Here is a 21,089-nt window from a genome sequence, read left to right on the forward strand (position 1 = left end):
GCATCGGCCCCGTTCAGGGTCGGTCTGGGCGCTCGCGCTACGGCTTGCCGCGCATGACGGCCTGCTTGACCTCGGCGATCGCCTTCGTCACCTCGATGCCGCGGGGGCACGCCTCGGTGCAGTTGAAGGTCGTGCGGCAGCGCCACACGCCCTCCTTGTCGTTCAGGATGTCGAGTCGCGTCTGCGCGTTGTCGTCGCGCGAGTCGAAGATGAAGCGGTGCGCGTTCACGATCGCCGCCGGGCCGAAGTACTGCCCGTCGGTCCAGAACACGGGGCACGACGAGGTGCACGCCGCGCAGAGGATGCACTTCGTGGTGTCGTCGAAGATGGCACGCTCGGCGACCGACTGCACGCGCTCCTTGCCCGCCTCGGGCTTCGAGTTCGCGACGAGGAACGGCTGCACCTCGCGGAAGCTCGCGAAGAACGGCTCCATGTCGACGATGAGGTCCTTCTCGAGCGGCAGGCCCTTGATGGCCTCCACGTAGATGGGCTTCGAGATGTCGAGGTCCTTGATGAGCGTCTTGCAGGCCAGGCGGTTGCGGCCGTTGATGCGCATCGCATCGGACCCGCAGATGCCGTGCGCGCACGAGCGACGGAACGTCAGCGAACCGTCCTGCTCCCACTTGATCTTGTGCAGGGCGTCGAGCACGCGATCGGTCGCGTACATCTCGACGTCGAAGTCCTGCCAGCGCGGCTCGGTGTCGACGTCGGGGTCGAAGCGGCGGATCAGGAACGTGACGGTGAACGACTGGATCGCGGCATCCGTCGACTGGGCTTCGAGCGTTGCAGTGCTCACGTCAGTACTTCCTCTCCATGGGCTGGTAGCGGGTGATCGTCACCGGTTTCCAGTCGAGTCGGATGTGATCGGCGGCATCCGACGAGTGCGCGTCGCCCGACAGGTACGCCATCGTGTGCTGCATGTAGTTGACGTCGTCGCGGTTCGGGAAGTCGTCGCGCATGTGACCGCCACGGCTCTCCTGGCGGTTCCGCGCCGAGTACACGACGACCTCGGCGAGGTCGAGCAGGAAGCCGAGCTCGACGGCCTCGAGCAGGTCGGTGTTGAAGCGCTTGCCCTTGTCGTGCACGGCGACGTTCTTGTACCGGTCGCGGAGGCCCGCGATGACCTTGGTGACGTGCTCGAGCGACTCGTCGGTGCGGAACACCTGGGCGTTCTTGTCCATCTCGTCCTGCAGTTCCTTGCGGATCGCAGCGATGCGCTCGGTGCCGTCGGAGTCGCGGAGCTGCTCCAGCATTCCGCGCACGGCCGCAGCCGGGTCGGAGGGCAGGGGAGTAAAGTCGACCGTCTTCACGTACTCGACCGCGTTGCGGCCGGCGCGCTTGCCGAAGACGTTGATGTCGAGCAGCGAGTTCGTGCCGAGGCGGTTCGATCCGTGCACGGAGACGCAGGCGCACTCGCCCGCGGCGTAGAGGCCCGGCACGACGGTGTCGTTGTCGGAGAGCACCTCTGCGGCGACGTTCGTCGGGATGCCGCCCATGGCGTAGTGCGCGGTCGGCATGACGGGGACCGGCTCGAACACGGGATCGACGCCGAGGTACGTGCGGGCGAACTCGGTGATGTCGGGCAGCTTCGTCTCGAGCACCTCCGCACCGAGGTGGGTGCAGTCGAGTAGCACGTAGTCCTTGTGCGGGCCGGCGCCGCGACCCTCCGCGACCTCCTGCACCATGCAGCGGGCGACGATGTCGCGCGGCGCGAGGTCCTTGATGGTGGGCGCGTAGCGCTCCATGAAGCGCTCGCCCGAGGCGTTGCGGAGGATGGCGCCCTCGCCGCGGGCACCCTCGGTGAGGAGGATGCCGAGGCCCGCGAGCCCGGTCGGGTGGAACTGGAAGAACTCCATGTCCTCGAGCGGCAGGCCCTTGCGCCAGATGATGCCGACGCCGTCGCCCGTGAGCGTGTGGGCGTTCGAGGTGGTCTTGTAGATCTTGCCGAAGCCGCCGGTCGCAAAGATCACGGCCTTCGCCTGGAAGACGTGGAGCTCACCGGAGGCGAGGTCGTAGGCGACGACGCCCGAAGGCTGCTTCGTCTTGGATCCATCCGGCCCGTCGACCTCGGTCATGACGAGGTCGAGCACGTAGTACTCGTTGAAGAAGTTGATGCCGAGGCGCACGCAGTTCTGGAACAGCGTCTGCAGGATCATGTGACCCGTGCGGTCGGCCGCATAGCAGGCGCGGCGAACGGGCGCCTTGCCGTGGTCGCGGGTGTGACCGCCGAAGCGGCGCTGGTCGATCTTGCCCTCGGGGGTGCGGTTGAACGGCAGCCCCATGTTCTCGAGGTCGATGACCGCGTCGATCGCCTCTTTCGCGAGGATCTCCGCCGCGTCCTGGTCGACGAGGTAGTCGCCGCCCTTGACGGTGTCGAAGGTGTGCCACTCCCAGCTGTCCTCCTCGACGTTCGCGAGCGCCGCGGCCATGCCGCCCTGCGCCGCACCCGTGTGCGAGCGAGTGGGGTAGAGCTTCGAGATGACCGCGGTCTTCGCACCGGGGCCCGCCTCGATCGCCGCGCGCATGCCGGCGCCGCCGGCGCCCACGATGACGATGTCGAACTGGTGGTAGTGGACGCCGTCGATGACCGTGGTCTCGGCGTCGGCGCTCTGGGTGTTCACGGATCTCCTAAGCGGCGCAGAACGAGGGAAGCAGATCGGCGGGTGCGCCGACGGGGCAGGGCTCGAAGGTGAAGACGACGAGCGTGCCGAGGATGATGAGCACGGCGGCGGCGGCGAAGAGGGCGCCCTTCAGCACCTTCTGCACGACGCCGGGGTTCGTGTAGTCGTTGACGATCGTGCGCATGCCGTTGGCGCCGTGGATGAGGGCGAGCCAGAGCATCAGGACGTCCCACCACTGCCAGAACGGGTCGGCCCACTTGCCGCCGACGAAGCCGAAGTCGATGGCCTTGACGCCGTCGCCGACCATGAGGTTCATGAAGAGGTGTCCGAAGATGAGCACGATCAGCACGACGCCCGAGGCGCGCATGTAGATCCAGCCCCACTTCTCGAGGTTGATGCCGCGGCGACGGGGGCGATCGGCTGGCTTCAGCGCCGACGTTTCGATGGCAGTCATAAGTTCCCGCGGCTCCCTAGTGGCTGAAGACGTTGATGAGGTGGCGCGGCGTGAACGCGAGCATCGTCACGACCCAGAGGGCGATGACGATCCAGAAGAGGAGCTTCTGGTTGCGCGTGGCCCAGGCCCAGAAGTCCACGAGGATGATGCGCAGTCCGTTGAACGCGTGGAACACGATCGCGCCGACCAGGGCCACCTCGCCGAGGCCCATGATGGGCGTCTGGTAGGTGCCGATGACCGCGTTGTACGCCTCGGGGCTGACTCGCACGAGCGCCGTGTCGAGGATGTGCACGAGGAGGAAGAAGAAGATCGCGACACCCGTGATGCGGTGCAGCACCCATGACCACATACCCTCACGGCCGCGGTACAGCGTGCCACCAGGCTTCTGTTTCGCAGGCTTCTCGGGTGCGGTCAGGGTTCCTGCCGAAGTCTCTGGCATGAACAACCCTCCCTGGCTGTGTGAATCGCCCCGAAGAGGCCGGGGCATGACGGGCACACGGCCCGATTCGAGTGTAGACCCGCGTCACTGCGGCCGCCGCTTAGGGCCGCCTAACTCTCTCGATGTCGAGATATCGGATGCCGCGGCATCCAGGCCCGTGTCGTCGACGGGTGCTCCCGTTAAGCTGTGCGGATGGACGAATCCCCGATCGACGGCTTCTACAGCGTCATCCCCGCCGGCGGCGTCGGCTCCCGGCTGTGGCCGCTCTCGCGCGCCGACGCGCCGAAGTTCCTGCACGACCTCACGGGATCCGGACAGACGCTGCTCAAGGACACGTGGGACCGGCTCGCGCCGCTCTCGGGCGACGGCCGCATCATGGTCGTCACGGGTCGCGCCCACCGCGCCGCCGTCGAGGCCCAGCTGCCGGGGCTCGCCGACCACAACGTCGTGCTCGAGAGCGAGCCACGCGACTCGACGGCCGCGATCGGCCTCGCCGCGGCGATCCTCGAACGCCGTGAGCCCGGCGTGATCATCGGCTCCTTCGCCGCCGACCACGTGATCTCGGGCACCGCGCTCTTCCGTGCGGCCGTGGCGGACGCCGTCGCGGCCGCCCGAGCCGGCTACATCGCCACGATCGGCATCACGCCGACCGAGCCCGCCGTGGGCTTCGGGTACATCGAGTGCGGCGCGCCCCTCGAGGTCGACGGCGCCGAGCACGTCGAGGCCGTCGCGAGCTTCGTCGAGAAGCCCGATCTCGACACCGCCAAGCGCTACCTCGCCGGCGGTGCGCACCTCTGGAACGCCGGCATGTTCATCGCACGCGCGGATGCGCTGCTCGCCGAGATCGCACGGAACAAGCCCGAACTGCACGCCGGACTCGTCGAGCTCGCCGAGGCGTGGGACGACCCCGCGACGCGCGGGCCGGCCGTCGATCGGATCTGGCCGGGCCTCGAGAAGATCGCGATCGACTACTCGGTCGCCGAGCCGGCGGCAGCGGCCGGTCGGCTCGCCGTCATCCGCGGGCACTTCGTGTGGGACGACGTGGGGGACTTCGCCTCGCTCGCCAAGCTCAATACCGCGGGCCGCTCCGGCGAGCTCGCGATCCTCGGGGAGAACGCCCGGGTGCTCTCCGACGCCTCGAGCGGCATCGTCGTCAGCCGGTCGAAGCGGGTCATCAGCCTGATCGGCGTGCACGACATCGTCGTCGTCGACACTCCCGACGCGCTGCTCGTCACGACGAGCGAGCACGCCCAACGGGTCAAGGCCGTCGTCGACGCCCTCCGGCTCGGCGGATCCAACGACGTGCTGTAGGGCACGAGAGAGCAGGTCACGGATGTCTCAGGGTCGAGGGTCGCGCCGGCGAGGTTCCGATCGACGGACGGCGCTGCGCCGAAGCGTCTCCATCGGGGCCGTGCTGGCCGCGGCATCCGTTGCGCTCGCGGCGTGCGCGCCCGCTCCCGAGGCCGGAGCCGGCGGCGCGGCGAGCGAGTCGTGCGTGCGGATGGTCACGAACTCGGGAGGCCTCGAGGACCGCTCGTTCAACCAGTCGAGCTGGGAGGGGCTCCAGCAGGCCGAGGACGAGTACGGCATCGAGGCCGAGGCGATCGTCTCGACCGGCGAGACCGATCTCGCCCCCAACGTCGCGCAGGCCGTCGAGTCGGGCTGCGAGCTCATCGTCACGGTCGGCTGGGAGCTCGCGGAGGCGACGCTCGACCAGGCCGGCAAGAACCCGGAGCTCGCGTTCGCGATCGTCGACGAGACCGTCGACGCCCACAACGTCAAGCCCGTCGTCTTCGACACCGCGCAGGCCTCCTACCTGGCCGGCTACCTCGCGGCGGGCGTCTCGAAGACCGGGGTCGTCGCGACCTTCGGCGGGGGCAACCAGCCCCCGGTGACCCTGTTCATGGACGGGTTCGTCGACGGCGTCGCGAAGTACAACGAGGTGCACGGTGCGCAGGTGCGCGTGCTCGGCTGGGACAAGGCCGCGCAGGACGGCGCGTTCACGGGCGACTTCGAAGACGTCAACAAGGGCAAGACGTTGACCGAGGGCTTCATCGACCAGGGCGCCGACGTCATCCTGCCGGTCGCGGGCCAGGTCGGCGAGGGCGCGGCTTCGGCCGCACTCGAACGCGGCGGGGTGTCGATCATCTGGGTCGACAGCGACGGCTACGAGTCGCTCGCGGCGGAATACCGGCCCGTGATCCTCACGAGTGTGCTGAAGAACACGCAGGATGCGATGGTCGAGATCGTCGGCGCCGTGCTCGACGACGAGTTCACGAACGAACCGTTCGTGGGCACGCTCGAGAACGGCGGGGTGGAGATCGCCCCGTACCACGACCTCGCCACCCTCGTGCCGCCGGCGCTCGACGGCGAGATCGAGGGGCTCCGCCAGGCGATCATCGCCGGCGAGATCGTCGTGGAGTCGCCGAGCGCGCCGTGATCCCCCCGTACGTGGGGCACGCGTGTTGCTCATATGAGCACAACATCGCGTCTTGATAACCATTGGATGTCGTGTGCCGCCCGCGCGGCGCAACATTCGGTAACGTGACTGCACGAGCCTCGGAACGGTCGGGGCGACAGTCTTTGGAGGACACAGTGAAGGTCACGACCAAGAAGGCCGCGTACAGCGGCCTCGCGCTGCTCGGTGCAGCCGTGCTGCTCGCCGGTTGCGCATCAGCTCCCGAAGAATCTGGCGGCGACGCCGGTGGCGAGGCCATCGACTTCATGCCCTGCATGGTGTCCGACGCCGGCGGCTTCGACGACAAGTCCTTCAACCAGCTCGGCTTCGAGGGCGCCTCGAAGGCCGCCGACGAGCTCGGCGTCGAACTGACCAAGGTGCAGTCCGACTCCGAGACCGACTACGCGCCGAACATCACGAACCTGGTCGACCAGGGCTGCGACCTCATCGTCACGGTCGGCTTCGCGCTCTCGGCCGCCACGGTCGAGTCCGCGCTCGAGAACCCCGACGTCGAGTACGTCATCATCGACGACGCGGCCGACAACGACTTCGACGGCGAGGTCGACGCGCCGAACATCAAGCCGATCCTCTTCGACACGGCGCAGGCCGCGTTCCTCGGCGGCTACGCTGCTGCCGACTTCACGAAGACCAACACGGTCGGCACCTTCGGCGGCATGAACTTCCCGACCGTCTCGATCTTCATGGACGGCTTCAAGCAGGGCGTCGACTACTACAACGAGGAGAAGGGCAAGGGCGTCACGGTTCTCGGCTGGGACGGCACCGACGGTCTCTTCACCGGTGGCTTCGAGGCCAACGACACCGCGCGCAACACCGCGCAGGGCCTGCTCGACCAGAACGTCGACGTGCTGCTGCCCGTCGGTGGCCCGATCTACCAGTCGGCAGCCGCGGCGATCCGCGACTCGGGCCGTGAGGTCGCGCTCATGGGCGTCGACGCCGACTTCACCGAGACCGACCCGTCGGTCGCCGACCTCGTGCTGACCTCGATCCTCAAGGGCATCGACGTCGGTACCTACGAGGCCGTTCTGGCCGCCGGCAACGGCGAGTTCGACCCGGCTCCGTTCCTCGGCACCCTCGAGAACGACGGCGTCGGCCTCGCACCGTTCCACGACTTCGAGTCGAAGGTCTCCCCGACGCTCCAGGCCGAGCTCGACGACCTCAAGGCTGCGATCATCGCGGGCGACGTGACGGTCAACTCCTACCTCGCCGGCTGAGTCGAGGCACCACGAGATCGGGGAGGTCGGCTTGCCGGCCTCCCCGATTCGGCGTCCGGGCACGCGTTCGCGCGGCCCTCGCAACATCTGAGCAGGGCCGAATCCGGTCCCACAACATCCGCGCAGCATCTCCAACGGATGCGACACCCTTACTAGGATCGGGAGCATGAAGCTCGAACTTCGCGGCATCACGAAGCGATTCGGCAGCTTGGTCGCCAACGACCACATCGACCTCACCGTGGAGGCTGGAGAGATCCACTGCCTGCTCGGTGAGAACGGCGCAGGCAAGTCGACGCTCATGAACGTGCTCTACGGCCTCTACCAGGCGGACGAGGGCGAGGTGCTCCTCGACGACGAGGTCATGCACTTCGCCGGTCCGGGCGACGCGATGGCGGCGGGCATCGGCATGGTGCACCAGCACTTCATGCTCATCCCCGTCTTCACGGTCGCCGAGAACGTCATGCTCGGCCACGAGGCGACGAAGGCCGGCGGCATCCTCGACCTCGCGACGGCTCGCGCACGGGTCCGCGAGATCTCCGACCGCTTCGGGTTCGACGTCGACCCCGACGCGCTCGTCGACGACCTCCCCGTGGGCGTGCAGCAGCGCGTCGAGATCATCAAGGCGCTCTCGCACGATGCGAGGGTGCTCGTCTTCGACGAGCCGACCGCCGTGCTCACGCCGCAGGAGACCGACGAGCTGATGCAGATCATGCGTCAGCTGAAGGCCTCCGGCACCTCCATCGTCTTCATCACGCACAAGCTGCGCGAAGTGCGAGAGGTCGCCGACCGCATCACGGTGATCCGCCTCGGCAAGGTCGTCGGCGAAGCGTCGCCGACCGCATCGAACGTCGAGCTCGCGGCGCTCATGGTCGGGCGGGCCGTCGAGCTCACGGTGCACAAGGACGCACCGAAGATCGGCGACGACGCGCTCGTCGTCGAGGGGCTCAGCGTCATCGACCACATCGGCCAACTCGTCGTCAACGACGTGAGCTTCACCGTTCGCAAGGGCGAGATCCTCGCCGTTGCCGGCGTGCAGGGCAACGGGCAGACCGAACTCACCGAGGCGCTCGTCGGACTCCAGCCGCGCGTGGAGGGCTCGATCAGGCTCGACGGCGTCGAGCTCACGACCGAGAACGTGCGCAAGATCCTCGACGCCGGAGTGGGCTTCGTCCCCGAGGACCGCAACGAGGACGGCCTCGTGGGCGAGTTCTCGATCGCCGAGAACCTCATGCTCGATCGTTCGAACAGTGCTCCGTTCGTCAGGTTCGGCAACGTGCAGCGCGGGTTCCTCGCGGAGTTCGCCCGCGATCGCGTGAAGGAGTTCGACGTCCGCACCCAGGGCATCGACGAGAAGGTCGGCCGCCTCTCGGGCGGCAACCAGCAGAAGGTCGTGCTGGCTCGCGAGCTCAGCCGCGACCTGCGACTGTTCGTCGCCGCGCAGCCCACGCGAGGCGTCGACGTCGGCTCGATCGAGTTCATCCACAAGCGCATCGTCGCCACGCGCGACGCCGGCGTCCCCGTCGTCGTCGTGTCGACCGAGCTCGACGAGGTCGCCGCCCTCGCCGATCGCATCATGGTCATGTACCGCGGCCGCATCGTCGGCATCGTGCCCGGCGACACCCCTCGAGACGTGCTCGGCCTGATGATGGCCGGCGAAGCCCCCGCAGAAGGAGCCGCCGCATGAGCGACCCCACAGAGCCGCGGGGCGACGCCCCCGACCGCAACGACCTCGACGCGGACGTCGCGATCGAGGAGCCGGGCGCCGTCGCGTCCGGTGTCCCGTCGCCCGGCACCACCTCGACACCGGCGACCGGCGACGAGGTCGAACCGCCCTCGCGCTGGCACACGATGCTGCGCCAGATCTCGACCGGCAATGCGATCATCTCGGTGCTGTCGGTGCTGCTCGCCCTCCTCGTCGGCGCGGTCATGATCGCGTTCACCGATGAGCGGGTGCAGGCCGCGAGCGGGTACTTCTTCGCTCGCCCCGGCGACACCTTCGTCGCGATCTGGGAGTCGGTCTCGGGCGCCTACTCCGCGCTCTTCCAGGGCTCGATCTACAACTTCCGGCGCGACACCTTCGCCGCCGGCATCCGCCCCCTGACCGAGACGCTCACCTTCGCCACGCCGCTCATCGCGGGTGGCCTCGGCGTCGGCCTCGCGTTCCGCGTCGGCATGTTCAACATCGGCGGCCGCGGCCAGATGCTCATCGCAGCATCCGTCGCCGGTTGGATCGGCTTCGCCGTCGACCTGCCGATGGGGCTGCACATGCTCGTCGCCCTCGTCGGCGGCCTGCTCGGCGGCGCGCTCTGGGCCGGCATCGCCGGCCTCCTGAAGGCGCGCACGGGCGCGCACGAGGTGATCGTCACGATCATGCTGAACTACGTGGCCTTCTACCTGGTCTCGTGGATGCTGCGCACCCCGGGCCTCCTGCAGGCGCCGGGCTCCTCGAACCCGAAGACGCCGGCGATGAAGGAGACGGCGATCTTCCCGCAGCTGCTCGGACCGCAGTACAACCTGCACTTCGGCTTCATCCTGGTGATCGCGGCGACGATCCTCGTGTGGTGGATCCTCTCCCGCTCGAGCCTCGGCTTCAAGTTCCGCGCCGTCGGCGAGAACCCGAACGCGGCGCGCGTCGCGGGCATCAACGTCTCCTCGATGTACGTCTACGCGATGCTCATCGCGGGTGCGCTGCTCGGCCTCGCGGGAGTGAGCCAGGTGCTCGGCACCGTGACGACCGGCTTCACGGCCGGCATCGACGCCGGCATCGGCTTCGACGCCATCACCGTGGCGCTGCTCGGCCGTTCGACGCCGTGGGGCATCTTCGTCGCCGGCATCCTGTTCGGCGCATTCAAGGCGGGCGGCTTCTCCATGCAGGCAGCCGAGGGCGTGCCGGTCGAGATCGTGCTCGTGGTGCAGTCGCTCATCGTGCTCTTCATCGCGGCGCCGCCGCTCGTGCGCACGATCTTCCGCCTGCCCGACCCGAAGGCCGGTCCGAAGCGACCGCGACCCATCGTCACGAAGGAGGTCGACGCGAAATGAGCACGACCGCAGAGCACCACCGCACGGCGCCGCAGCCCGAAGCGCTCGACACGACCGTCGTGACGAGCTGGAAGGCCCCGATCGCCTTCGCCGTGTTCACGCTCGCCGCGCTCGCCCTCGCGGTGTTCGCGCCGCGCGAGGGCGTCACGAAGTTCCGACTCTCCTCGCCCACCGATGCGGTGCAGCTCCCAGAGGTCACCGTGCCGACGATGCCGGCGCTCTGGACCGTCGTGGTGCTCCTCGCCGCCGTGACCGCCTATTCGGCCTGGCTCGTCGCCTCGAAGAAGCGCGTGCCCCTCTGGACGATCGTGGTCTTCGCGATCCTCTTCATGTTCGGCTTCCTCACCTGGGCGGCGGCCGGTGCATCGCTGCCGATGATCGGCCTGCTGTTCGGTTCGCTGAGCCTCGCCGTGCCGCTCATCTTCGGTTCGCTTGCCGGCGTGCTCGGCGAGCGGGTCGGCGTGATCAACATCGCGATCGAGGGCCAGCTCCTCGCCGGTGCCTTCACGGCGGCCGTCGTGGCCTCCATCACCGGTCAGCCGTGGTTCGGGCTCATCGCCGCCATGGTCGCGGGCATGCTCGTGGCGTTCGTGCTCGCCGCCTTCGCGATCAAGTACTTCGTCGATCAGGTCATCGTCGGTGTCGTGCTCAACGTGCTCGTCACGGGCCTCACGAGCTTCTTCTTCTCGCAGGTGCTCGCACCGAACGCGGCCCTGCTGAACACCCCGCCGCGCTTCGACCGCTGGCCGATCCCGGTGCTCGGCGACATCCCGATCATCGGACCGGTCTTCTTCCGGCAGACCGTCGTCGTCTACCTCATGTACATCGCGGTCGCCGTCGTCTACGTCGGGCTGTTCCACACGAAGTGGGGCCTCCGGCTCCGCGCGGTGGGCGAGCACCCGCAGGCCGCCGACACGGTGGGCATCAACGTCAATCGCACGCGGTTCTGGAACGTCGCCCTCGCCGGCGCGATCGCCGGCCTCGGCGGCACGTTCTTCACGATCGGCTCCGGCATCGCCTTCAACAAGGAGATGACCGCCGGCGCGGGCTTCATCGCCCTCGCTGCCGTCATCTTCGGCCAATGGGATCCGATCAAGGCGACGCTCGCCGCGCTGCTCTTCGGCTTCGCGTCGAACCTGCAGAACACGCTCTCGGTCATCGGCTCGCCGGTGCCCAGCGAGTTCATGCTCATGCTGCCCTACGTCGTCACGATCTTCGCGGTGGCGGGACTCGTGGGCAAGGTCAGAGGTCCGGCAGCCGCCGGCAAGCCGTACATCAAATCCTGATCGGGCGCGTCGAGCGCCCGCAACCGACATCCTGGAACGGGGGAGCACCATGACCGCAACGGATGCGATCGACTGGAACGAGCTCCGCGGGCGTGCCCGCGAGGCGATGGCGAAGGCGTACGTGCCGTACTCCGAGTTCCCCGTCGGTGCCGCGGCGATCGTCGACGACGGGCGCATCGTGAGCGGCTGCAACGTCGAGAACGCCTCGTACGGCGTGACGCTCTGCGCGGAGTGCTCGCTCGTCTCGGCGCTCGTGATGTCGGGCGGCGGCAAGCTCGTCGCGTTCGCCTGCGTCGACGGCCACGGTGCCGCCCTCATGCCGTGCGGGCGGTGCCGCCAACTGCTGTACGAGCACTCGGCCGAGGGCATGCTGCTCGACACGGTGTCGGGAATCAAGACCATCGACGAGGTGCTGCCCGACGCGTTCGGTCCGCGGCAGCTCGCCGAATTCAGAGGAGTGAAGTCATGAGCACGGTCGAACCGTTCGACGCCGTCGACCTGATCCGCGCGAAGCGCGACGGGCACGAACTCGAGACCCCCGAGATCGACTGGCTCGTCGACGCCTACACGCGGGGCTACGTGGCCGACGAGCAGATGTCGGCCATGACGATGGCGATCTTCCTCAACGGCATGACGCGACGCGAGATCCGCGACCTCACGATGGCGATGATCGCGAGCGGCGAGCGCATGGACTTCTCGGGGCTCGGGAAGCCCACGAGCGACAAGCACTCGACCGGCGGCGTCGGCGACAAGATCACGCTTCCGCTGATGCCCCTCGTCGCGACGTTCGGCGTTGCGGTTCCGCAGCTCTCGGGCCGCGGACTCGGGCACACGGGCGGCACGCTCGACAAGCTCGAGTCGATTCCCGGTTGGCGCGCCGACCTCACCAACGACGAGATGTTCGCACAGCTCCGCGACGTCGGCGGGGTCATCTGCGCGGCCGGCGCCGGCCTCGCTCCGGCTGACAAGAAGCTCTACGCCCTCCGCGACATCACGGGCACGGTCGAGGCGATCCCGCTGATCGCGTCGTCGATCATGTCGAAGAAGATCGCCGAGGGCACCGGTGCGCTCGTGCTCGACGTCAAGTTCGGCTCGGGGGCGTTCCTCACCGACATCGACCGCTCGCGGGAGCTCGCCCGCACCATGGTCGAGCTCGGTGAAGACGCCGGAGTGGCGACCTCCGCGCTCATCACGAACATGAACGTGCCGCTCGGCCTCACGATCGGCAACGCCAACGAGGTGCGCGAGTCGGTCGAGGTGCTCGCCGGCGGCGGTCCGTCGGATGTCCGTGAACTCACGATCGCCCTCGCTCGGGAGATGCTCGCCCTCGCCGGGCAGCCCGACGCCGACGTGGAGGCCGCACTCGACGACGGCCGGGCCATGGACACGTGGCGACGCGCCATCCGCGCCCAGGGCGGCGACCCCGATGCGGCACTGCCGGTGGCGCGCGAACAGCACGTCGTGACCGCCGAGCGCGACGGCGTGCTCGTGGAGCAGCAGGCCCTGCCGTTCGGCATCGCCGCCTGGCGCCTCGGCGCGGGGCGCGCGCGCAAGCAGGATCCGGTGCAGCACGCCGCCGGCATCGAGCTGCACGCCAAGCCCGGCGACGCCGTGCGCGCGGGCGAGCCGCTGTTCACCCTGCACGCCGACGAGCCCGCCCGGTTCGCACGGGCTCTCGACGCCGTCGAGGGCGCATGGCGCATCGGGGACGAGGGGGATCCGATCCACGACGGCGGGCCCCTGATCGCCGACCGCATCGGGCGCTGACGGGAGCGGCGGCGGTCGCTGCGCCCGCAGTGCGGCGCAGCGGCGCGCACCGCGGTCGCCTCCGCGCGCACGTGCATACGCGACCGTGTGCGTCACCCGCATGACGGGTTGCTTCGAGATTGCCGAGACTTCGCGGGCACCCTGTCGCTATCGTTGACTCGTGAACACGATTCCGACGGAGTACCGCCTCGAAGGCGACGGCACGAACATCCAGGCCCTGCCGAAGATCTCGCTGCATGACCACCTCGATGGCGGACTGCGTCCGCAGACCCTGATCGAGCTCGCCGACGAGATCGGTCACGAGGTGCCCTCGACCGACGCCGAGGGCCTCGCCCAGTGGTTCGCCGAGCAGTCGAACTCCGGGTCGCTCGTGGAGTACCTGAAGACCTTCGACCTCACGACGGCCGTGATGCAGACTCGCGACGGGCTGGCCCGCGTCGCCCGTGAGTTCGTGCAGGATCTCGCGGCCGACGGCGTCATCTACGGCGAGATCCGCTGGGCTCCCGAGCAGCACCTCACGCGCGGTCTCAGCCTCGACGAGACCGTCGAGGCGGTGCAGTCGGGCATCGAGCAGGGCATCGACGACGTGCGCGGGCAGGGCCGCGGCATCCGCGTCGGCCAGCTCGTCACCGCCATGCGTCACGCCGATCGCGGTCTCGAGATCGCGGAGCTCGCCGTCCGGCACCGCGACCGCGGCGTCGTCGGGTTCGACATCGCCGGTGCCGAGGCCGGCTTCCTGCCGAGCCGTCACCGCACGGCCTTCGACTACCTCGCGAGCCAGTACCTGCCGGTCACCGTGCACGCCGGCGAGGCCGACGGGCTCGAATCCATCCGCAGCGCCCTCTTCGACGGGCGTGCCCTGCGGCTCGGTCACGGCGTGCGCATCGCCGAAGACCTCATCATCGATCGTCAGGACGACGAGAACACCTACGTCTCCCTCGGCCCGATCGCCCAGTGGGTGCGAGACCGCGAGATCGCCCTCGAGACGAGCCCGTCGTCGAACCTCCAGACCGGCGCGATCGCGGCATGGGGCGACGAGCTCATCGATCACCCCTTCGACCTGCTGTACCAGCTCGGCTTCCGCGTGACCGTGAACACCGACAACCGACTCCAGTCGGGCACGACGCTCACGCGCGAACTCGCACTGCTCAGCGATGCGTTCGGCTACGACCTCGACGACTTCGAGACGTTCCAGCTGAATGCGGCGGCGGCGGCCTTCCTGCCGCTCGACGACCGCGAAGAGCTGGCCGAGCAGATCCAGAACGGCTTCGACGACGCCTGACGAACGGATGCCGCCGAGCACCCGCCTGCATCACCCGAACGGACCCCGATGACCCTCCCGCCGCTCCCCGACGAAGCGATCGTGCTCAGGGCGCATGTCGACGACTGGCGCGCCGCCGTGCGTGAGGCGGGCCGCGCACTCGTGCGCTCTGGCTCGACCCGGTCGGAGTACGCCGACCGGATGATCGCGGTCATCGAGGAGTTCGGCGCCTACGTCGTCATCGCACCCGGACTCGCGCTCGCGCACGCCAGGCCCGGGCCCGACGTGCGCCGCGAGGGGCTCGCCGTGGTGACGCTTGCGGAGCCGGTGCCTTTCGGACACCCGCACAACGATCCCGTGCGCGTCGTGGTCGGCCTCGCCGTGTCGAACGCCGAGGAGCACGTCGCCTCCGTCGCACGGCTCGCGAACGCGTTCAACGACAGCGGCATCGTCGGTCGAATGGCTCGGGCCGAGTCGGCCGACGAGCTGCGCGCGCTGCTCGGCTTCGACGGGGAGGCGGAGGCGTGAAGATCATCGCCGTCTGCGGACTGGGCATCGGCACGTCCGCGATCCTGAAGGTCAATGCCGAGCGCGCACTCGATCGCTTGGGCCTCACGGCCGACGTCGATGCCAGCGACCTCGCCGGCATCGCCGTCGCGGCGGCCGACGCGCAGGTGATCCTGACGTCGACGGAGCTCGGCGATGCGGTGCGCGCCGCGATCGGCCGAAGCTTCGCCGAGATCGTCGAGGTGTCGAACTACTTCGATGTCGAGGAGATCAGCGCGAAGCTCGAGACGTCGCTCGGCTGATCCGCTCGGCCACCGGCGCAGGTGCCGGCACCGGCCGACCCGGCACCGGCCCTGACGGGCCCTGCGACGGCTACGCCACGAGTTCCCGCATGCCGGCATCGAGGGCCGACACGGCGGCGGATGCCGCAGCGCGACGCTCGGCCACCGTGCCCGTCTCGGACACCGCGTCGATGTAGACCTTGAGCTTCGGCTCGGTGCCGCTCGGTCGCACCATGACCCGGCCGCCGCCCTCGAGGACGATGCGCAGCACGTCGGACGGCGGCAGCTCGCCGAAGCCGTCGGCGAGGTCTTCGATGCGTTCGACCCGGATGCCGCCGACCGACGCCGGCGGCTCTGCACGCAGCCGCGCCATGATCTCGCCGATGCGTGCGAGCTCGGTGACGCGGATGGAGATCTGCCCGGAGTCGTGGCAGCCGAACCGCTCGACGAAGTCGTCGAGGTGATCGGCGACCGTGCGCCCGTCGGCCTTCAGCTGTGCGGCCAGCGAGAGGAAGGCGAGACCCGCGGAGATGCCGTCCTTGTCGCGAACGGTGCCGGGGTTCACGAGGTAGCCGAGCGCCTCCTCGAAGCCGAAGACGAGCCCCGGCGCTCGCGAGATCCACTTGAATCCGGTGAGGGTCGCCTCGAAGTCGAGGTCGTAGGCCTTCGCGATCGCCTCGAGCCCGGGGGAGGAGACGATCGAGCACGCGAGGGCGCCGTTCGGACCCGAGTCGCCGGCGACGGAAGCGGCTCGCTCGGCGGCCTGCCAGCCGAGCACGAGCCCGACCTCGTTGCCGGAGAGCCGCCGGTACCCGGATTCGGCCGCGGCGTCGGGGATCGCGACCGCGAGCCGGTCGGCATCGGGGTCGTTCGCGATGATGAGCTCGGCGTCGACCTCGCGGGCGCGGGCGAACGAGAGGTCCATCGCGCCGGGCTCTTCGGGATTCGGGAACGAGACCGTCGGGAACGCCGCGTCGGGCTCGATCTGGGCCTCGACGAGTCGCGGCGTCTCGAAGCCCGCCGCGTCGAGCACGCTCGCCATCGTCTGCCATCCGACGCCGTGCATCGCGGTGTACACGACGCGGGGTTGCGCGGCCGGTGCGGCGGCGACCTGCGCGGTCTGGCGGATGTACTCGTCGATCACGGACTCGGAGGCGGTCTCGAACACGCCACGCGGCAGATCGGGTACGAGCCGGGTCTCGGCGACGCGTCGGATCTGGGCCGCGATCTCGGCATCCGCCGGCGCCACGATCTGCGAACCGTGGTCGTCGCCGCCGAGGTACACCTTGTAGCCGTTGTCGTTCGGCGGGTTGTGCGAGGCCGTCACCATGACGCCCGCCGACACGTCGAAGTACCGCACGGCGAACGCGAGCACGGGGGTCGGCAGCAGCCGGGGCAGCAGGATGGCCCGGACGCCGGCACCCGCCATGATCTCGGCGGTGTCGCGAGCGAAGACGGCCGAGTTCTTGCGACCGTCGTAGCCGATCACGATCGACGGGGTCTGCCCGAGCACCGCGTGCTCGACGAGGTGCGCGGCGAGGCCCGCCGCCGCCTGGGAGACGAGCACCCGGTTCATGCGGTTCGGGCCCGCCGCGATCTCACCGCGGAGGCCCGCCGTGCCGAAGGCGAGGCGCTGATCGAAGCGATCGGCGAGGTCGGCGGATGCCGCGGCGTCGCCGCCGCGCACCGCGTCGACGATCGACGTGAGCTCGGCGACCGTCTCGGGGTCGGGATCCTGGGCGATCCACGCCTCGGCGAGGGCGATGCGCTGCTGGTCGGCGTCGGTCTGCGACATCCGCTGCCCCTCAGAGCTCTGCGACGATCTTGGCGAGCAGGCTCGAGATCACCGGCTCGGCCATGCGGCCGGCCTCGATGACCTCTTCGTGGCTCAGCGGCGTCTGCTGGATGCCCGCGGCGAGGTTCGTGATGAGCGACATGCCGAGCACCTCCATGCCAGCCTGGCGGGCGGCGATGGCCTCGAGCGCCGTCGACATGCCGACGATGTGGCCGCCGATGATCTTCGCCATCTGCACCTCGGCGGGGGTCTCGTAGTGCGGCCCGCGGAACTGGCAGTAGACGCCCTCGTCGAGGGTCGGATCGATCGAGTGCGCGAGGTCGCGGAGCCGCTTGGAGTAGAGGTCGGTGAGGTCGACGAACGTCGCGCCCTCGAGCGGCGAGTCGGCCGTGAGGTTGATGTGGTCGCTGATGAGCACGGGGGTACCGGGCGTCCAGTGCTCCTTGATGCCGCCGGCGCCGTTCGTGAGGATCATGGTCTTCGCGCCCGTCGCGGCCGCGGTGCGCACCGAGTGCACGACGCGGCGCACGCCGTGGTCCTCGTAGTAGTGGGTGCGGGCGCCGATGACGAGCGCGCGCTTGCCGCTCGGCAGCAGCACCGAGCGCAAGGTGCCGACGTGGCCCTCGAGCGCGGGCTTGGAGAACCCGGGCACCTCGGTCGCGGCGATCGTGTGCGTCGTCTCGCCGATGAGCTCGGCGGCGCGGCCCCAGCCGCTGCCGAGGGTGAGGGCGATGTCGTGGTGCTCCACCCCGGTCAGTTCGGCGATGCGCTCGGCCGCGAGGGCGGCGATCGCGAACGGGTCGGCAGTGGGGTCGTCGAGCGGGTTCACAGCGTGCATCATCCCACTCTAATGAGCAGCGGATGCCGCGGCGAGGGCGTGCTCGTTTGCTGGCGTGCGCGCGGCAACTGGCAGAATATGAGCATGGCCTATGAGTTCGAGCGCACCCAACGTATTGCCGTACTCGGAGGAGGCCCTGGAGGCTATGAGGCCGCGCTCGCCGGCGCGCAGCTCGGGGCCGAGGTCACGCTCATCGAGCGCGCAGGAGTCGGCGGCGCGGCGGTGCTCACCGACGTGGTGCCGTCGAAGTCCCTCATCGCGACCGCCGAGGCGTCGAACGCGGTCAAGGAGGCCGCCGACCTCGGCGTGCAGTTCTTCGCGAAGGGCGACTCCGAGAAGGCCGTGAAGCCGAACGTCGCGATCAACCTCGCAGCCGTCAACAAGCGACTGCTCGGCCTCGCCGCCCAGCAGTCCGAAGACATGCGATCCAACCTCATCGAGGCCGGCGTGCACCTCGTGCAGGGCGAGGGGCGGCTCGACGGGCCGAACGCCGTCATCGTCTCGACCGCGAAGGGCGGCACCGACTTCGACCGCATCGAGGCCGACACGCTCGTGATCTCGGTCGGCGCCTCGCCCCGGGTGCTCTCGACCGCGGTCCCCGACGGTGAGCGCATCCTCACGTGGACCCAGCTCTACCACCTGCAGGTCGTGCCCGAGCACCTCATCGTGGTCGGCTCCGGCGTCACGGGGGCCGAGTTCGCCTCGGCGTACCGGGCCCTCGGTGCGAAGGTCACGCTCATCTCGAGCCGCGACCAGGTGCTTCCGGGTGAAGACGCCGACGCGGCATCCGTGATCGAGAAGGTCTTCAAGCGCAACGGCATGAAGGTCATGAACAAGTCGCGCGCCGAGTCCGTCGTGCGCGACGGCGACAGCGTCGTGGCGACGTTGACCGACGGGCGCGAGGTGCGCGGCAGCCACTGCCTCATGGCGGTCGGCTCGGTGCCGAACACCCTCGACCTCGGCCTCGAGGACGCGGGCGTGCAGCTCGCCGAGAGCGGCCACATCCGCGTGAACCGCGTCGCGCGCACGTCGATGCCGAACATCTACGCGGCCGGCGACTGCACCACGTTCCTGCCGCTCGCCTCCGTCGCCTCGATGCAGGGTCGCACCGCGGTGTTCCACGCGATGGGCGACGTCGTGAACCCGCCCGAGCTCCGGAACATCACCTCGAACATCTTCACCCAGCCCGAGATCGCCACGGTCGGCTGGACCGAGAAGGAGATCGAGGAGGGAGTCGTGCCGGGCGTCGTGTACAAGCTGCCGCTGTCGTCGAACCCGCGCGCCAAGATGATGGGCATCCGCGACGGATTCGTGAAGCTCTTCGCGTCGAGCGGGTCGGGGGCGATCATCGGCGGCGTCATCGTGGCGCCGAAGGCCTCCGAACTCATCTTCCCGCTCGCGCTCGCCGTCGAGCACCGGCTCACGGTCGACCAGTTCGCGGAGGCGTTCCCGGTGTATCCGTCGCTCAGTGGTTCGCTGACTGATGCAGCGCGGGCCATGCACGTCGTACGCTGAGTTGACGCAGCGCCGCGGGGGCGGCGCCGTCTCTGGGGGTAGCGATGAACCTGCGAGTGAAATCGGTCGAGTCCTCGATCGCCGACTCCCATGACGAGGAGCGGAGCCTGAAACGCTCGCTCGGCACGTGGGACCTCGCCCTCATGGGCATCGCGGTCGCGGTCGGCGCCGGCATCTTCTCGGTCGGCGCGCAGGCGGCGGCGAACTTCGCCGGGCCGAGCGTCATCATCTCGTTCGTGCTCGCGGCCATCACGTGCGGGCTCGCGATCATGTGCTACGCGGAGTTCGCCTCGACCGTCCCGGTCGCCGGCAGTGCGTACACCTTCACCTACGCGACGATGGGCGAGCTCCTCGCGTGGATCATCGGCTGGGACCTCATCCTCGAGCTCTTCACCGCCGCCGCGGTGCTCGCGAAGTACTGGGGCGTCTACCTCGGCGAGGCCCTGCTCGCCTTCGGCCTGCCGTTCCCGTCGACGTTCCAGCTCGGCGGCATCGAGGTCAGCTGGCCGGCCTTCCTCATCGTGGCGGTGTTCACGGCGCTCCTCGTCGCCGGCACGAAGCTCACGGCGCGCGTCGGCGCGGTGTTCACGATCATCAAGGTCGCGATCGTGCTCTTCGTGATCGTCGTCGGCTTCTTCTTCGTCAAGGCGGCGAACTTCACGCCGTTCATCCCCGAATCGGTGCCCAAAGAGGGCGGCGCGACGGATGTCTGGACGCAGTCGCTCTTCTCGTGGATGACCGGCGCCGCGCCCGCGCAGTACGGCGTCTTCGGCATGCTGTCCGCGGCGGCGCTCGTCTTCTTCGCGTTCATCGGCTTCGACGTCGTCGCCACGAGCGCCGAAGAGGTGCGCGACCCGCAGAAGCGGTTGCCGCGCGGCATCTTCATCGGGCTCGGCATCGTCACGCTCCTCTACGTGCTCGTCTCGATCGTCATGACGGGCATGGTCTCGTACACCGAACTCGCGGCCGAGGAGACGCCGTCGCTCGCGACCGCCTTCCGCCTCGTCGGGCAGGACTGGGCATCGGCCGTGATCTCGCTCGGAGCGCTCGCGGGCCTCACGACGGTCATCATGATCATCCTCCTCGGCCTCTCGCGCATCGTCTTCGCGCTCAGTCGAGACGGACTGCTGCCGCGTTGGCTGTCGAAGACGACCGAGCACACCAAGACGCCGGCGCGCATCCAGATCATCGCGGGCACGGTGGTGGCGTTCGTCGCCGCATTCACCGACGTCGGCCTCCTCGAGGAGATGATCAACATCGGCACGCTCTCGGCCTTCGTGCTCGTGAGCATCGGCGTCGTGGTGCTGCGTCGCACGCGGCCCGACCTGCAGCGCGGCTTCCGCGTGCCGTGGTCGCCCGTGCTGCCGATCCTCTCCGCGGCGCTCTGCGTCTGGCTCATGTTCAACCTGACGACGCTGACCTGGGTGCGCTTCCTCGTCTGGCTCGCGATCGGCATCGTCATCTACCTGCTGTACGGGCGCCGCCGCTCGCGACTCGGCCTCGAGCTGCGCGTGAGCGAGGTCGAGCTGCCGACGGTGCAGGGCGCCGAGCCGCCGAGGAGTTGACGGCGACACGGGATCGGTCGCTCCGTCGGGG

Annotated in this window: 19 protein-coding genes; 13 read left to right on the forward strand and 6 right to left on the reverse strand. The window is 69.1% G+C overall.

The features are described 5' to 3' along the window. Positions 1-37 precede the first annotated feature (37 nt). From ACFTQE_RS16240 to sdhC, 4 genes are read right to left on the reverse strand one after another with little or no spacing between them, the layout of a single operon-like run. The gene (locus ACFTQE_RS16240) at positions 38-796 is read right to left on the reverse strand and encodes a succinate dehydrogenase iron-sulfur subunit (RefSeq protein WP_056652159.1); all 759 of its coding nucleotides are present in this window, start codon (positions 794-796) and stop codon (positions 38-40) included. Between the two features lies 1 nt (position 797). Continuing rightward, complete coding sequence (sdhA, locus tag ACFTQE_RS16245) at positions 798-2,621, reverse strand: succinate dehydrogenase flavoprotein subunit (protein ID WP_376926046.1); 1,824 nt, start codon at positions 2,619-2,621, stop codon at positions 798-800. 7 nt (positions 2,622-2,628) lie between these two features. Further along, positions 2,629-3,075: a succinate dehydrogenase hydrophobic membrane anchor subunit gene (locus ACFTQE_RS16250; protein ID WP_074258536.1), complete on the reverse strand. Its 447-nt coding sequence runs from the start codon at positions 3,073-3,075 to the stop codon at positions 2,629-2,631. Positions 3,076-3,091: 16 nt separating this feature from the next. Beyond that, positions 3,092-3,514 carry a succinate dehydrogenase, cytochrome b556 subunit gene (gene sdhC / locus ACFTQE_RS16255; protein WP_376926047.1) on the reverse strand — a complete coding sequence of 141 codons (423 nt, stop codon included), beginning with the start codon at positions 3,512-3,514 and terminating at the stop codon, positions 3,092-3,094. A 192-nt stretch (positions 3,515-3,706) separates the two neighbouring features. Here sdhC and ACFTQE_RS16260 point away from each other — a divergent pair, with 192 nt between their 5' ends. The 11 genes from ACFTQE_RS16260 to ACFTQE_RS16310 all read left to right on the forward strand — a co-directional run bounded on the left by ACFTQE_RS16260 (position 3,707) and on the right by ACFTQE_RS16310 (position 15,366). Further along, a complete protein-coding gene (locus ACFTQE_RS16260; protein ID WP_376926048.1) occupies positions 3,707-4,825 on the forward strand; it encodes a mannose-1-phosphate guanylyltransferase in 1,119 nt (372 codons plus the stop codon). Positions 4,826-4,847: 22 nt separating this feature from the next. Then, complete coding sequence (locus ACFTQE_RS16265; protein WP_376926049.1) at positions 4,848-5,954, forward strand: BMP family protein; 1,107 nt, start codon at positions 4,848-4,850, stop codon at positions 5,952-5,954. Positions 5,955-6,109: 155 nt separating this feature from the next. Further along, the gene (locus tag ACFTQE_RS16270; protein WP_376926050.1) at positions 6,110-7,204 is read left to right on the forward strand and encodes a BMP family protein; all 1,095 of its coding nucleotides are present in this window, start codon (positions 6,110-6,112) and stop codon (positions 7,202-7,204) included. 166 nt (positions 7,205-7,370) lie between these two features. Then, positions 7,371-8,888, forward strand: coding sequence for an ABC transporter ATP-binding protein (locus ACFTQE_RS16275; RefSeq protein WP_376926051.1), 1,518 nt, complete (start codon positions 7,371-7,373; stop codon positions 8,886-8,888). After that, complete coding sequence (locus ACFTQE_RS16280) at positions 8,885-10,243, forward strand: ABC transporter permease (protein ID WP_376926052.1); 1,359 nt, start codon at positions 8,885-8,887, stop codon at positions 10,241-10,243. Before ACFTQE_RS16275 ends, ACFTQE_RS16280 begins: the two co-directional genes overlap by 4 nt. After that, on the forward strand, positions 10,240-11,529 hold the full coding sequence (locus tag ACFTQE_RS16285; protein ID WP_376926053.1) for an ABC transporter permease: 1,290 nt from the start codon (positions 10,240-10,242) through the stop codon (positions 11,527-11,529). The genes ACFTQE_RS16280 and ACFTQE_RS16285 overlap by 4 nt, the downstream gene beginning before the upstream one ends. Before the next feature lie 49 nt (positions 11,530-11,578). Then, entirely contained in the window at positions 11,579-11,998 is a 420-nt protein-coding gene (locus tag ACFTQE_RS16290; protein WP_375834328.1) for a cytidine deaminase, read from the forward strand. Further along, the gene (locus ACFTQE_RS16295) at positions 11,995-13,296 is read left to right on the forward strand and encodes a thymidine phosphorylase (RefSeq protein WP_376926054.1); all 1,302 of its coding nucleotides are present in this window, start codon (positions 11,995-11,997) and stop codon (positions 13,294-13,296) included. The genes ACFTQE_RS16290 and ACFTQE_RS16295 overlap by 4 nt, the downstream gene beginning before the upstream one ends. A gap of 169 nt (positions 13,297-13,465) precedes the next feature. Continuing rightward, complete coding sequence (locus tag ACFTQE_RS16300; RefSeq protein WP_376926060.1) at positions 13,466-14,578, forward strand: adenosine deaminase; 1,113 nt, start codon at positions 13,466-13,468, stop codon at positions 14,576-14,578. A 48-nt stretch (positions 14,579-14,626) separates the two neighbouring features. Further along, complete coding sequence (locus ACFTQE_RS16305) at positions 14,627-15,085, forward strand: PTS sugar transporter subunit IIA (RefSeq protein ID WP_376926055.1); 459 nt, start codon at positions 14,627-14,629, stop codon at positions 15,083-15,085. Beyond that, the gene (locus ACFTQE_RS16310; protein WP_376926056.1) at positions 15,082-15,366 is read left to right on the forward strand and encodes a PTS sugar transporter subunit IIB; all 285 of its coding nucleotides are present in this window, start codon (positions 15,082-15,084) and stop codon (positions 15,364-15,366) included. The genes ACFTQE_RS16305 and ACFTQE_RS16310 overlap by 4 nt, the downstream gene beginning before the upstream one ends. Positions 15,367-15,436: 70 nt before the next feature. Here ACFTQE_RS16310 and ACFTQE_RS16315 read toward each other — a convergent pair whose 3' ends face one another. Together ACFTQE_RS16315 and ACFTQE_RS16320 are read right to left on the reverse strand one after the other, a co-directional pair. Then, positions 15,437-17,140 (reverse strand): phospho-sugar mutase, encoded by a 1,704-nt coding sequence (locus tag ACFTQE_RS16315; RefSeq protein WP_376926057.1) that lies wholly within the window; start codon positions 17,138-17,140, stop codon positions 15,437-15,439. 10 nt (positions 17,141-17,150) lie between these two features. Then, on the reverse strand, positions 17,151-17,981 hold the full coding sequence (locus ACFTQE_RS16320; protein WP_376926058.1) for a purine-nucleoside phosphorylase: 831 nt from the start codon (positions 17,979-17,981) through the stop codon (positions 17,151-17,153). Between the two features lie 81 nt (positions 17,982-18,062). Between ACFTQE_RS16320 and ACFTQE_RS16325 the strand changes: the two genes are divergently transcribed. Together ACFTQE_RS16325 and ACFTQE_RS16330 are read left to right on the forward strand one after the other, a co-directional pair. Beyond that, positions 18,063-19,493, forward strand: a complete 1,431-nt coding sequence (locus tag ACFTQE_RS16325) for an NAD(P)H-quinone dehydrogenase (protein WP_375834311.1) — start codon at positions 18,063-18,065, stop codon at positions 19,491-19,493. A gap of 44 nt (positions 19,494-19,537) precedes the next feature. Beyond that, the gene (locus ACFTQE_RS16330) at positions 19,538-21,058 is read left to right on the forward strand and encodes an APC family permease (protein ID WP_376926059.1); all 1,521 of its coding nucleotides are present in this window, start codon (positions 19,538-19,540) and stop codon (positions 21,056-21,058) included. Positions 21,059-21,089: the final 31 nt, after the last annotated feature.

It is taken from the genome of Agromyces sp. NPDC056965 (genome assembly GCF_042673425.1).
Lineage (GTDB): Bacteria > Actinomycetota > Actinomycetes > Actinomycetales > Microbacteriaceae > Agromyces.